Origin of the sequence: Algoriphagus sp. oki45 (assembly GCF_036245605.1) — a bacterium.
GTDB lineage: Bacteria > Bacteroidota > Bacteroidia > Cytophagales > Cyclobacteriaceae > Algoriphagus.
This window is the reverse complement of sequence record NZ_BTPC01000006.1, coordinates 34,690-47,891: the sequence shown is the minus strand read 5'-3', so window position 1 is coordinate 47,891 and position 13,202 is coordinate 34,690. Positions and strand designations below refer to the sequence as shown.

Genomic DNA, 13,202 nt, shown 5'->3' with positions numbered 1-13,202 from the left:
TGAAGATATCTCCACGGCTCGATTCTCAGTGTAATTAAGAATTAAAGTTGTGCATCCAGCTTTTGAGCTAGGACTGCTTTTGGCACAGCGCCGATTTGCTTGTCTACAATCTGTCCATCTTTGAAGAACAGCAGCGTAGGGATAGAGCGGATTCCGAAAGCCTGAGCTACAGAAGGATTGGAGTCCACATCCACCTTACCGATGACTGCTTTGCCCTCATATTCTGCCGCCATTTGCTCTACTACGGGGCCGATCATTTTACATGGTCCACACCACTCTGCCCAAAAGTCTACCAATACTGGCTGATCACCGGAGATGATTTCCTCAAAATTCGCGTCGGTGATTTCAATTGCTTTTCCCATTTTATTTTTGTTTGATTCTGTTCGGATTTTCAAATATATCAGAGAAAGTGAATCGTCGCCCGATTAGTTCCTCAGTGTTTGAAATAAATGTCTATGAATCATAGTTTCTGTCGATGATTTGCTTTCAAATCACCCTGTAAATTACTTCCGGGATGGATTTTAGTTCCTGAATCATCTCCGAACTGGGGTCCACGGTGAATTTTTTGGAAAAGAGCTCCAAGGTGATGTTTTCTTTTTTGTCAATCACATCAATAAATAGCTTGGCTGCCCCTTTGTATTTGGTGGTGATGGCCTCCAATTTTTCCATCAGGTCCAAATTCAGATCATCCAAGTCGATATGCACCCGGATTCCCTTTACCATTTTTCCCCTGACTTCACTGAGGAGCATCATGGTATTTATCTTGAATTCCAGCTCGTTTTCATTACCCCATTTTCGCTGTTCCGCTTTTCCTGTGAGGAAAATAAACCACCCCGTCATGAAGTATTCTTTGTACTTGACATAGTCCTCCCCAAAGAGGAAGAAGGTGTGAGACCCGTGATAATCTTCCAGAGTCAAGGTACCAAAAGGATTACCTTTTTTGGTGGTTCTATGGGCAAAAGAAGCCACTGAGCCCGCCATTTTCAGTTCTTTCCCTCTCAGACTCTCCAAATCCGAAAGGGCTGTCAGGGCACAATTGGTAAAAGATTCGATTTCCAGCTTGTATTGATCCAAAGGATGCCCGGAAATAAAAAGCCCAACCACTTCCTTTTCGATATTCAATTGTTGAATCTGTGAGAAGGGCTCCATCGGTGCCACGGAAGGCAAGGGGATTTCAGCATTTCCGCCACCGCCTCCGAAAAGGCTGACTTGTGCACTTTCTTCCTCCTGCTGCACTTTTTGGGCATATTTGGTCGCTTTTTCTATGAGTGTAATGTCTCCATCGGGAGCTTCCAGATATTGACGGCGATGATGCTCTTTGAAGCAGTCAAATCCTCCTGCCATGGCTAAAGCTTCCATCGTCTTTTTGTTCAGGGCCCGGGAATTTACCCGCTTGGCAAAGTCAAAGATATTTTTGAAGAATCCGCCTTTCTCTCTTTCCTTGATGATTTCCTCTACTGCGGCCGCTCCTGCTCCCTTGATGGCTGCCAGTCCAAAGCGGATTTCTCCAGCGGCATTGACCGTAAAGCCGCTTTTGGATTCGTTGACATCTGGACCCAAAACCAGGATCCCCATCCGTTTGCACTCCTCCATGAAGAAAGTCACCTGAGTGATGTCATTCATGTTGTTACTGAGTACTGAAGCCATATACTCTGCAGGATAGTGGGCTTTGAGGTAGGCTGTCTGATAAGCTATCCAGGCATAGCAGGTGGAGTGGGACTTGTTGAAGGCATAGGAGGCAAAAGCTTCCCAATCCGTCCATATCTTTTCCAGTTTTTTTGGTTCATGTCCTTTTGCAGCTGCTTGCTCGATGAATTTGGGTTTCATCTTGTCCAGTACGTCCTTTTGCTTTTTACCCATGGCTTTACGTAGCACGTCTGCCTCACCTTTGGTAAAGCCGGCGAGTTTTTGGGAAAGGAGCATGACTTGCTCCTGGTAAACGGTAATCCCATAGGTCTCCTCGAGATACTCCTTCATATCATCGAGGTCATAGGTGATTTCTTTTTTGCCGTGCTTTCGATCAATAAACTCCGGGATGTAGGCCAAAGGTCCCGGACGGTAGAGCGCATTCATGGCAATCAAATCGGCAAAAGCTGTGGGTTTCAAATCCCGCATGTATTTCTGCATTCCGGGACTTTCATATTGGAAAATGCCAACCGTCTCACCTCTCTGGAAAAGTTCGTAGGTCTTGATGTCATCTATAGGAAAGGCATCTGAATCGAGCGCTACTCCGTGGCGTTCTTTGACGATTTTGATCGCATCTTTGATCAAAGTCAGGGTTTTGAGACCCAAAAAGTCCATCTTCAGCAGGCCGGCGGATTCTACAACCGAGTTGTCAAACTGGGTGCAAAACATGTCTGAGTCCTTAGCCAAAGCAACCGGGACAAAATTGGTGATGTCATCCGGAGTGATGATTACCCCACAGGCATGGATTCCCGTATTCCTTACCGAACCCTCCAGGACCGTTGCCTGATTGACTGTTTTGGCCAGTTCGTCCTGTCCCTGTGCGATCCGAAGCAATTCTTCTGCTTTTTGGATCAGTTCCCCCTGTCCTTTGAGCTTTTCGTGAAGGGAAGGACGATTTTTTGCAAGATCAAACAAGGCTTTTAATTTGATATCCGGAACCAAATTGGCTAAGCGTCCGGCCTCCTGCAATGGTAAATTGAGCACCCGGGCGGTATCTCGGATCGCAGATTTTGCGGCCATGGTGCCGTAGGTGATGATTTGAGCGACTTGATTGGAACCGTATTTTTTAATCACATAGTCGATGACATCCTGTCGTCCTTCATCGTCAAAGTCGATGTCAATATCGGGAAGGGATACCCGGTCCGGATTCAGAAATCTCTCAAAAAGCAGATCGTACTCAATGGGATCTACATTGGTAATTCCTACACAGTAGGCTACAGCCGAACCAGCCGCAGACCCCCGTCCCGGGCCTACGGATACCCCCATGTCCCGAGCAGCTCGGGTAAAGTCCTGGACAATCAAAAAATAGCCTGGATATCCTGTTTTTTCGATTGTTGCCAATTCAAAATCCAATCGCTCCTGAATCTCCGGGGTAATTTCTTTGTACCGTTTTTTGGCGCCTTCATAGGTCAGGTAGCGTAGGTAAGCATTTTCCCCTCGCTTTCCTCCATCTACCTCATCCTCTGCATGCTTGAATTCCTCAGGAATGTCAAATTTGGGAAGCAATACCTCCCTGGCTAGCTTGTAAGCTTCGCACTTGTCCACGATTTCCTGAGTGCATGCTATGGCTTCAGGAAGGTCCGCGAATAGCTTTTTCATCTCCTCGGGACTCTTGAGGTAAAACTCATCATTGGGAAACCCATATCGGAACTCTCGGCCTCGCTTGCCGATGTATTTTTTGGGCTTTTCTACGAGTTCACCATCCTTCACACAGAGCAAAATGTCATGAGCTTTGGCGTCTCCTTTGTCGTTGTAGTAGGTGTTGTTCGCTGCGAAATACTTGACATTATATCGCTTCGCAAACTCGAGAAGTACCTCATTTACTTTTTCTTCTTCGGGTATCCCGTGTCGATTGAGCTCCACGTAGAAGTCCTCCCCGAACTGCTCTTTCCACCAAAGGAAAGCTTCCTCGGCTTGGGTTTCACCTACATTGAGAATCAGATAAGGAATTTCCCCCCAAAGACCTCCTGTGGTGGCAATCAAGTCCCCTTTGTATTGGACCAAGACTTCTTTGTCAATTCGAGGTAAGTAGTAAAACCCTTCAATATTGGCATAGGAGGCCAACTTAGCCAGATTGTGATAGCCGGCTTTGTTTTTGGCAATTAGGACGGTTTGATAGCCGTCATCCTTATTGGCTTTGTTTTTTCGGTCCCGGCAGAGATTAAACTCACATCCCAAAATTGGTTTGAGTTCTTTCCCCATCGCTTCCTTTACGAAATGGAAAGCTCCCATCATGTTTCCGTGGTCGGTCATGGCTACAGCAGACATGCCCATGGATTTGGCTTTGGCTACGATGGCAGGGATTTCGGAGGTAGCTTGGAGTACGGAGTATTGAGTGTGGACATGGAGATGGGTAAATGGAACATCTGCCAAATCAGAGATATCCGCTTTGCCGGCTTGCTTCAAAATGTCTTTAGCAGCCTTTTGCTCGTCTTTCGCTTGGACAAAATTGGCTTCTGCCAGCTTAGGCGCCTCATAGATTACCTCTTCGAGCAAAATTCCAGGTTCGGGTTTTTGCACGCCCTGAGTGATCAGTCCAAAGAAGCATCGGGCCGTGGCATCCACGTCATAGGCCGCATCGTGTGCATCGTCAAATCCGACTCCAAAAAGCTTTTGATGCAGTTCCGTCAGGGTTGGCCATTTGAATTTCCCACCTTTCCCGCCGGGAAGAGCACAGAAATCTGTGGAGATGTCTTTCGTATCAAGCTCAGCCTTGCTTTCCAGTGGCATCACCAGCTCAGCGCGCAGGTATTCTGAACCCACCACATTGATATCAAACCCGATATTATGGCCTACCAAGAATTTGGCCTGAACTACATCCTCTCGGAAGACTTGGAGGATTTCCTTCAGGTCATGCCCCTCGGCTAATGCTCGCTTGGTAGAGATGCCGTGGACTTTTTCGGCATTGTAGGGAATGGTAAATCCCTCCGGGCGGATGATGTAATTGTGATTGGAAATGAGCTTGCCTCGGGCATCGTGCAACTGCCAGGCGATCTGAACCAGCCTGGGCCAATTATCCACATCGGACATGGGAGCATTGTAGTCCCGGGGCAAACCGGTAGTCTCGGTATCAAATATAATGTACATACTTCTAGCGGTAATGAGGCTTCAAATTAGGGGATTATGCCCAAGCAAAAAATCGATTGGCGGGAATTGTCACAATAAAAGTCTAAGACTCTGATTGTCTTATATTTGTTGATAAAAAATTGAAAATCAGGTAGTAATGAAATTTTAACTTTGAAATTGTACAGATTAGGATCTTGGATTTCAATAGAAGAAACCAAGCAAAAACAAGGGTAGCTTTCTTCCCCAGCCTATTTCCAGATCATCAGAAAAGATGAGGTGGTTTTCAAAATCCGAAACTTGGGAGGAGTCTTTTCCTATCCCGCCGATTTCCAATAAATAGGTTTCATCAACAAGGAAATCTCCTTTTTTTGGGAAAGTAACTGAATAGCCTGCGTTTTGAAGTTGGTCAATTGCAAAAGTCTCTCGGAGATTTCCTTGATTTCTTCCCTTTTCTGAAAAACTATGGATTAAACTGGTGTTTGAAAGGTAGATTTTTTCGGGCTTATTAAGCAGTGAATTTCCTTTGGTGGCGGATCGAAGATTTCTGACCAAGCGTGATTCCTCTAGCAAGTGCAACATTTCAGTTAAAATAGGCCGAGTCGTTTCGAGTTGGGTTGCCAGTTTTGAAATATTTGGAGTGAATGGAACTGATTCTGAGAGTATAAAGAGGAGCTTTTTCAGTTTATTTTGGGTACTTACAGAGATGTCTTTGGCCTCGGGTAAATCATAATCGATTACCACATTGACTACCTGCTGAAGTCTATAGCTGAAATCTGCAATTCCTTCTATGAAGTACGGATAAGCGCCGAATTCTAAAAACTCATGAAAATAAGTTAGAGGTGAATCCAGCTTTTCTTTGATGCTCTGTGCGATTGAAATATGATTTTTCTGCAGTTCTTCCAGTGTGAATTTTGGAATAAAGATCCCATATTTCAACTCTAAAAATTCTCGAAATGAAAGGCTTGTTAATTCATAAAAAAGAACTCTTCGGCTAAGATCCACACTTGACTTTTGCAGCTCAAGAATTGAAGAGCCAGAAATGATCAACTTCAGATCGGGATAGAAGTCATACAAGTTTTTGATTTCCCTTTGCCAATCTTGGTATTTATGGACTTCGTCCAAGTAAAGATTTCGGATTCCATCTCGATAAAGGCGCTCAGCAGTTTCTAGCACAGTATTACTTTTGAAATAGAGGTCGTCTAAGGAAATATATACTGATTTGGAAAAGTCTCCCTTCTTTTTGATTTGCTGAAGCATTAATGTGGATTTACCAGTTCCCCGAGCTCCTTTTAGCCCAATAGCTCTTGCCTCCCAGTTGATCTTGGAGGATAGATTCCTATCAAATTCCAGCTGGACTGTAGATAGAAGAGACTGATATCTTTTTAGAAGGACTTCCATTGTATCTTTGAAGATACAAAAATAATAAAAAATTGTATCTTCAAAGGTGCAATAAGTTAAAAATACTGACTCTTCAAAGATGCAGTCTCCTACCTTTTATCTTCCCAAGGCATGTAAACCACCTTTTTGGTCTCAAAGAAATCCTCTTTGAAGTAATCACTCAAGTGGTAAGTGACATAGGACTTGCCGGTTTCTTCCATTTCTTCATCCACATCCCCACCTTTGAGATAAAGGATGCCATTGGGAAACTCGTTGAAGTCTTCTTTTTTGATTTTCCCTTTCACCCAAGGATAAAAATTAATCATTCGAGTCACAGCCCGGCTGATCACAAAGTCATATTTCCGCACCAAAGTCTCGGCTCTAGCCTGCTGGGCTTCGACATTTCTTAGTTTGAGTTCTTTGGCGACTTCCTTGACCACGGTGATCTTTTTTCCAATCGAATCAACCAAATGGAAGTGGGTGTCGGGAAAAAGAATGGCCATCGGAATCCCCGGGAAACCACCCCCAGTACCAATGTCGAGTACTTTGGTACCCGGTTGAAAGCGCATGACTTTGGCAATTCCCAAGGAATGCAGCACGTGATGGACATAAAACTGATCCATATCCTTGCGGCTGATCACGTTGATTTTGGCATTCCAGTCTTCATAGAGCTCTTGCAAGCGGTCAAATTGCTCGATTTGCTTCTCGGTGAGGTCAGGAAAGTAAGAAATAATCAGCTGGGTGCCGGAGTTCATCAGATGTGTTTTTCTTTGCCTGAGGCGATTTCGTACAGCAACTCTCGAGAGCGGTGAAGCTGGGCTTTTACGGTTCCGAGGGGTTTTTCCAATTCTTGGGCAATCTCTTCGTAGGAGAGTTCATCGAAATAGCGAAGTTGGACAAGCTTTCTGTATTTGGCAGGAAGCTTATCCACGAAAATCCTCACCATCTCGATACGTTGGGATCTGATGAATTCATCCTGAGGATTGTTGTCGTCATCTTCTACATCGATATTGACCGAGTTCCCGCTGTCATCCGATAGTGTATTGTTCAAGCTCATGGTTTTGAGCTTTTTCTTTCGGATAAAGTCAATGGTATTGTTGGTAGCAATACGAAACAGCCAAGTAGAAAAGGTGTAGTCCTTTTTGAACCGGTGAAGGTTTCTAAAGGCTTTGGCGAAGGCCTCCATAGTCAGGTCCTCGGCATCATCTGCATCTCGGATCATTTTTAAGATCATGAAATAAACGGCCTTTTTGTACCGCTTCATCAGGGTAGCATAGGCTGTCTGATCTTTTTCGATGACTGCTTTGTCAATCAGATCAAAGTCCTGAAGCGCTTTGTTTGAAAAACCTCGTTCGTTTATTTCCATTTGATGTCTTTTGCCTGGTAGGAAACTGTGCCCAAAACCCAGAAATAAGCGAGGTAAAACAAATCGTGAATCAGGGTTTGGGATACCTTTACCTTGCCTTGGATTCTTTTGGAAGCGGAGCGGAAAATACTCCAAACCAAAATAACCCTCATGGTGATAATACTGAAAACGACCAAAAATTGTTCCCATTGCTTGAAAACTCCCAAATAGATCAATAAGCCCAGGCCACCAATCCAGAATAATGCATGGGAAAAAGAGTAAAGTCCTATTTTTCGCTTGTCTTCTCCTCTGAGGTATTTTCCTGCATGGAGATGACGCTTCTTTTGAATCAGATATTCCTTCCAAGTTTCCTTTGGCAAGGAAAGGGTCGAAGCTTCCGGGTCAATGACCAATCCGGTATTTTTCCCGGTAGCGTAGGCATTGACAAACAAGTCGTCATCCCCACCTTCCAAATGCCAGATTCCTTTAAATGCTTTTACATCCATGAAGAAGCTCTTGCGGTAGCACAAGTTTCTTCCGACACCCATGAAAGGTGCTTTCCACAATCCAAAGGAAAGGTATAACAATCCAGTCAGTAAGGTTTCAAACTGAATCCAAGCATTTAGCATGCCTTTTTTGGATTCATAGCCCGAAAATCCCAAAGCAAAGGTTTTTCCTTCGTCTCGTACCGGAGCGGTCATTTTTTCTATCCATTGAGGGGTGGAAGGCATACAATCTGCGTCAGTCAAAAGGATGACGTCGTACTTCGCCACTTTGATACCCAAGGTCAATGCATATTTTTTGGAAGTGACGTGATTGGGTGTGTATTTGACAGTCACGGATCTGAGGCGGGGATATTCTGCCATCATTTCTTCCAAAAGTCGTTTGGTGCGATCTGTACTTCGATCGTTCACGATCATGACATCGTACTTGGGGTATTCCTGTTCAAAAAGCTTGGGAATCAGCTTCTTCAGGTTGTGGTATTCGTTGTGTGCAGATATCAAGACAGTGACTCCTTCTGCCGATTCTGAAGCAGAACTGGAAGAAGATGGAGTCTTGGACCAAGCGGTCCTACCAAATATCAACAGGAGATAAACTGCCTGAATAAGAATACCAATGCCAAAGAGAAACCAAAGTAAAAATAGGCCCATAGGTCGATTTTGCTGGGCAAATATAAAATCTATTTCAGCAAGTCATTTAGGAATAAGTGGATATTTTTGCGAGTCCAAACTCTTTGGTGAAAACCAATGGGTTTACGGAAATAATCTACCCCATGAAGTTTACTTTAGAGAAAAAAGACGCTCAATCCCAAGCCCGTGCCGGACAGATACAGACCGATCATGGCACCATCCAAACTCCTATTTTTATGCCAGTTGGTACAGCAGGAACGGTCAAAGCTGTTCATCAGCGGGAGTTGAAGGAAGACATTCAGGCTCAGATAATTTTAGGAAACACCTATCATCTTTACCTGCGTCCGGGGTTGGATATTTTGGAAAAAGCAGGGGGGCTTCACCGATTCAACGGTTGGGATCGGCCGATTTTGACGGACTCAGGAGGGTATCAGGTCTTTTCTCTTGCTGGAACCCGCAAAATCAAAGAAGAAGGCGTGACCTTCAAATCCCACATTGACGGTTCCAAGCACGTCTTTTCTCCGGAAGGGGTAATGGACATCCAGCGGACAATCGGAGCAGATATAATCATGGCTTTTGATGAGTGTACTCCCTATCCTTGCGAGTACGGGTATGCCCGCAATTCCATGGAAATGACCCATCGATGGCTGGATCGCTGCATTAATCGATTTGATGCCACGGAAGGGAAATATGGCTACAGCCAAACTCTTTTTCCGATTGTTCAGGGTTCGGTTTACAAAGATCTTCGAAAGCAAAGTGCGGAATTCATCGCTTCCCGTAACAGGGAAGGAAATGCTATCGGTGGCCTTTCGGTTGGGGAGCCAGCAGAGATGATGTACGAGATGACTGAGGAAGTGACTGCAATTTTGCCACAGGACAAACCCCGATATTTGATGGGAGTGGGAACTCCGGCCAATATTCTGGAATGCATTGCCTTGGGCGTGGATATGTTTGACTGCGTGATGCCGACCCGAAATGCCCGAAACGGAATGCTTTTCACTTCGGAAGGAATCATCAATATCCGTAATGAAAAATGGAAGGATGATTTTTCATCAATAGATCCTGCGATTGGCAACTATGCCAGCACCTTTTACTCCAAAGCATATTTGAGGCATTTAACTATTTCTAAGGAAATTTTGGCCGCTCAAATTGCCAGTATTCATAATTTAGCTTTTTATCTCTGGCTGGTAGGGCAAGCTAGGGAGCACATCCTTGCCGGAGATTTTGCCGTTTGGAAGGATCAGATGGTGAAAAAAGTAAGCACGAGACTATAATCATGAAAATACTGGATTGGCTGATCATCAAGGAGTTTCTAAAGACCTACTTTTTTGTAGTGGTCATGCTCATCCTGATTGTTTTGGTTTTGGACTTCACAGAAAAAAACGACACCTATATCCGAAATGAAGTTCCTTCGGGGGAAATCCTCCGATATATGGGCAACTACGGGCTCTATCTGAACAATCTCCTGACTCCGATTACCGTATTTATCGCCGTTATTTTTATCACTTCCAAAATGGCTGGCAGGACAGAAATTATTGCCATTCTGAGTTCGGGAGTAAGTTTTATCCGGCTTTTGGTTCCGTTTCTTTCAGCTGCAGTCATGATTGGCGCGATCAGCTTTGTGTTAAATGGCTGGGTACTTCCGGGAGCAACTGCAGGAGTGACCGAGTTTAGGATCAAGTATTTGGATAAAGGCCGAGCTTCTACCGATCCTAACATCCATATCAAAGTGGGACCGGATACCTATGCTTATCTAAGCAGATTTTTTCGTACAGGAAATACAGGGTATAATTTCACATTGGAAGAAATTCGCGATGGGGAGTTGATTTCCAAGCTTTCGGCGGATCGGATTCTCTGGGATACCACCACCAATGCCTGGAAGGTTATGAACTGGAGATTGAGAAAGCTCAGGCCTGATGGGGAAGATTATTCTGTGGGAGAGCAGTTGGATACCGTGCTTTCTATCACTCCAGCTGATTTTGATTTGCCGGAAAATCACCACGAGACACTCAAGTTGCCTGAGTTGACCAAGCAGATCAAAATCCTGGAAGACCGAGGTGCTGACAATGTCAACTACTACCGAATCGAGCGCTATGTCCGATTCATGTCTCCGTTTGCAGCTTTGATTCTGACTTTTATCGGGGTGATCATGTCCGCCCGAAAGACCCGGGGAGGATCCGGATTTCAGATTGCGATGGGATTTCTTCTGGCCTTTATTTACATTCTCCTTTTTATCCTGTCGAGAACCTTTGCCGAAAACGGAGCTCAATATCCCATTTTTGCCGTCTGGCTTCCCAATATTCTTTTTGCATTAACAGGACTTGTTCTTTACAAAACAGTTCCCCGCTAAATGATTCATTCCAATCTTAAAGACTACCTCATGCTGCACTTTATTGTGCTGATTTGGGGATTTACGGCGATTTTGGGGTTACTCATCAGCCTTCCTTCTCTTGAATTGGTTTTTTATCGAACTCTCCTTGCTACCGTAGGAGTAGCATTGATCATGGTATTCAGGAAAGAAAGCATGTGGGTTAGGACTCCCGAACTTTTGAAAATTGCCGGTGTAGGAGCTATTATCTCCTTGCATTGGATTTTATTCTTTTGGTCGGCCAAAGTTTCCACGGCCTCTGTTTGCCTTGCAGGAATGGCCACGACCTCACTTTGGACGGCATTTGTGGAGCCGCTGGTCAACCGAACCCGAATAAAATGGTATGAAGTGGCCTTGGGCCTACTTGTTATTTCCGGATTGCTTGTCATCTTTCAGTTTGAGACTGGGTATTGGTTGGGCCTGACCATGGCTTTGGTTTCTGCATTTTTGGCGGCTCTTTTTTCTGTGCTCAATGGCAGGCTGACGCAAAGGCATACACCTTATCAAATCACGCTTTATGAGATGGGGGCGGCAAGCTTATTTGCTTTGCTCTTTATGCCGTTTTATTCTGCGTTTTTAATGGATGGCGCTCCAATCCAATGGACTTGGAAAGGCTTAGACTGGTTTTGGCTGTTGATTTTGGGAGGAATCTGTACTGTTTATGCTTTTTCTGTTTCCGTGGAACTGATGAAGCGGCTACCCGTTTTTTCAATCAACCTTACTATCAATCTGGAGCCGGTTTACGGTATTTTGCTGGCTGTGCTGGTTTTTGGAGAAAGTGAAAAAATGACTCCCCAGTTTTACCTAGGCACTCTGATAATTCTGATCTCGGTTCTGATTTATCCGGTATTGAATTATTGGAATAAAAGGAGGAAGGCGGTCAAACTCATCAATTAATCAAAGAGCACTCTCAAAAACGAAATAATTTTCTTGCCAGCCAAGACTATTAGGCTTTTCCTCAAAAAGACCAAAAACGCTCGAGCCTGAACCGGACATGGCTGAGTAAAAAGCTCCGGCTTCATACATTTTCTCTTTAATCCCGGCGATTTCAGGATGGTTTTTGAAAATGCTGGCTTCAAAGTCATTGACTAGTTCGGCCTTCCACCTGCTTCTGTCCTCCAATACCTCTTCAAGATTAACTTTTGGGGCTGCAGGAGTCACACCTGCATAGGCTTCTTTGGTGCCTACATGGATACCTGGATTGATCAAAACGAGGTAGCTACCTTTTAGCAAGAGATCAATAGGTTCTAAGATTTCTCCCCGGCCTCTGGCGATTTTTGGGGTATTTTCTATGAAAAATGGACAGTCGCTTCCTAGCTGGGCAGCGTATTCTTCCAGAAAGAAATCATCCAGATGCAGGTCAAAAAGATTGTTCATCAGCTGCAAGGCAAAAGCCCCGTCTGCGGATCCTCCACCAAGTCCTGCTCCCATGGGGATGTTTTTGTGCAGGTGAATGGAAAGATTGGGCAGACCTTGGAAGTCTTTCCGGATCAGTTTTTCAGCTTTCAGGATCAGATTGTCCTTAGGATCTCCAGGGATGGCAAGTCCGGAGGAGTTCCAGCTCGGTTTTTTGTCCAAAACCATTTCCAGTGCATCGCAAAGAGGAATCGGGACCATGCAGGTTTCGATGTCGTGGTATCCATCTTTCCTTTTGGAAGTAATGTGAAGACCGAGATTGATTTTTGCGTTGGGAAAGGTGATCATGAGAAAAGCTTTGAGGCAAATTTAAGCGAAATGCTCAGGAGGAGATGGCTTGAGATCGGAATTGAATAATCGTTAATAAATCAAGGGAATTTTGAAGGATTTTAAACGATAGAAAAATTTTCTTTAAATAAAAGGAAAATATTTTTCATGAATTTTATCAAAATTACAAATCGGAACAAAATTTTGGATTTGAGTCCTTTTTTCAGCCTTTCAAAAATATAGGTTTTGATAACTGTGAAAAAAAGAAATTAAATTTTGAAAAAATTCATATTTGATATTATTTAATCTTGTGCAGGTCGAATTGTGAAGAATTAAATATTGTAAGTCTGGGAAATGGGTTTTAATATTGTCCTGTGATTCTCAATAGAAGCATTCACTATTCCAAATCGCTATGTACCCATTGGTCGTCCTGCTAAGCTTTATTATTCTCATCGGATTTTCGAAGTGAGGCACTAGACCATATCTAATACAGCATATAAAATCTAAAGTGCCTCACGCCAATGAGGCACTTTTTTATTATTCGAAC

Annotated in this window: 10 protein-coding genes; 3 read left to right on the top strand and 7 right to left on the bottom strand. The window is 44.1% G+C overall.

Features of this window, described 5'->3' with window-relative positions; all coding sequences use genetic code 11:
• Nucleotides 1–41: 41 nt before the first annotated feature.
• From trxA to AAA942_RS19585, 6 genes are all read right to left on the bottom strand, one after another.
• Entirely contained in the window at nt 42–362 is a 321-nt protein-coding gene (trxA, locus tag AAA942_RS19610; protein WP_338222005.1) for a thioredoxin, read from the bottom strand.
• Nucleotides 363–486: 124 nt separating this feature from the next.
• Entirely contained in the window at nt 487–4,773 is a 4,287-nt protein-coding gene (gene dnaE / locus AAA942_RS19605) for a DNA polymerase III subunit alpha (RefSeq protein WP_338222004.1), read from the bottom strand.
• A gap of 180 nt (nt 4,774–4,953) precedes the next feature.
• The gene (locus tag AAA942_RS19600) at nt 4,954–6,150 is read right to left on the bottom strand and encodes an ATP-binding protein (RefSeq protein ID WP_338222003.1); all 1,197 of its coding nucleotides are present in this window, start codon (nt 6,148–6,150) and stop codon (nt 4,954–4,956) included.
• An 89-nt stretch (nt 6,151–6,239) separates the two neighbouring features.
• On the bottom strand, nt 6,240–6,884 hold the full coding sequence (gene rsmG / locus AAA942_RS19595; protein ID WP_338222002.1) for a 16S rRNA (guanine(527)-N(7))-methyltransferase RsmG: 645 nt from the start codon (nt 6,882–6,884) through the stop codon (nt 6,240–6,242).
• Nucleotides 6,884–7,495, bottom strand: a complete 612-nt coding sequence (locus tag AAA942_RS19590) for a sigma-70 family RNA polymerase sigma factor (protein WP_338222001.1) — start codon at nt 7,493–7,495, stop codon at nt 6,884–6,886. The genes rsmG and AAA942_RS19590 overlap by 1 nt, the downstream gene beginning before the upstream one ends.
• A complete protein-coding gene (locus AAA942_RS19585) occupies nt 7,486–8,625 on the bottom strand; it encodes a glycosyltransferase (RefSeq protein ID WP_338222000.1) in 1,140 nt (379 codons plus the stop codon). Before AAA942_RS19585 ends, AAA942_RS19590 begins: the two co-directional genes overlap by 10 nt.
• A gap of 122 nt (nt 8,626–8,747) precedes the next feature.
• Between AAA942_RS19585 and tgt the strand changes: the two genes are divergently transcribed.
• Genes tgt through AAA942_RS19570 form a run of 3 tightly spaced genes read left to right on the top strand, consistent with a single transcriptional unit; the run spans nt 8,748 to nt 11,869 of the window.
• Nucleotides 8,748–9,878 carry a tRNA guanosine(34) transglycosylase Tgt gene (gene tgt / locus AAA942_RS19580; protein ID WP_338221999.1) on the top strand — a complete coding sequence of 377 codons (1,131 nt, stop codon included), beginning with the start codon at nt 8,748–8,750 and terminating at the stop codon, nt 9,876–9,878.
• Between the two features lie 2 nt (nt 9,879–9,880).
• On the top strand, nt 9,881–10,954 hold the full coding sequence (locus AAA942_RS19575) for an LptF/LptG family permease (RefSeq protein ID WP_338221998.1): 1,074 nt from the start codon (nt 9,881–9,883) through the stop codon (nt 10,952–10,954).
• The gene (locus AAA942_RS19570; protein WP_338221997.1) at nt 10,955–11,869 is read left to right on the top strand and encodes a DMT family transporter; all 915 of its coding nucleotides are present in this window, start codon (nt 10,955–10,957) and stop codon (nt 11,867–11,869) included.
• Here the strand turns inward: AAA942_RS19570 and ispE are convergent, their stop codons facing one another.
• Nucleotides 11,870–12,676 carry a 4-(cytidine 5'-diphospho)-2-C-methyl-D-erythritol kinase gene (gene ispE, locus AAA942_RS19565; RefSeq protein ID WP_338221996.1) on the bottom strand — a complete coding sequence of 269 codons (807 nt, stop codon included), beginning with the start codon at nt 12,674–12,676 and terminating at the stop codon, nt 11,870–11,872.
• Nucleotides 12,677–13,202: the final 526 nt, after the last annotated feature.

What these genes read in the sequence shown, in the direction of transcription:
- AAA942_RS19570 (WP_338221997.1), top strand. Translation starts at nt 10,955, where the DNA reads ATGATTCATTCCAATCTTAAAGACTACCTCATGCTGCACTTTATTGTG.
- trxA (WP_338222005.1), bottom strand. Translation starts at nt 362, where the DNA reads ATGGGAAAAGCAATTGAAATCACCGACGCGAATTTTGAGGAAATCATC.
- AAA942_RS19585 (WP_338222000.1), bottom strand. Translation starts at nt 8,625, where the DNA reads ATGGGCCTATTTTTACTTTGGTTTCTCTTTGGCATTGGTATTCTTATT.
- tgt (WP_338221999.1), top strand. Translation starts at nt 8,748, where the DNA reads ATGAAGTTTACTTTAGAGAAAAAAGACGCTCAATCCCAAGCCCGTGCC.
- dnaE (WP_338222004.1), bottom strand. Translation starts at nt 4,773, where the DNA reads ATGTACATTATATTTGATACCGAGACTACCGGTTTGCCCCGGGACTAC.
- AAA942_RS19600 (WP_338222003.1), bottom strand. Translation starts at nt 6,150, where the DNA reads ATGGAAGTCCTTCTAAAAAGATATCAGTCTCTTCTATCTACAGTCCAG.
- AAA942_RS19590 (WP_338222001.1), bottom strand. Translation starts at nt 7,495, where the DNA reads ATGGAAATAAACGAACGAGGTTTTTCAAACAAAGCGCTTCAGGACTTT.
- rsmG (WP_338222002.1), bottom strand. Translation starts at nt 6,884, where the DNA reads ATGAACTCCGGCACCCAGCTGATTATTTCTTACTTTCCTGACCTCACC.
- ispE (WP_338221996.1), bottom strand. Translation starts at nt 12,676, where the DNA reads ATGATCACCTTTCCCAACGCAAAAATCAATCTCGGTCTTCACATTACT.
- AAA942_RS19575 (WP_338221998.1), top strand. Translation starts at nt 9,881, where the DNA reads ATGAAAATACTGGATTGGCTGATCATCAAGGAGTTTCTAAAGACCTAC.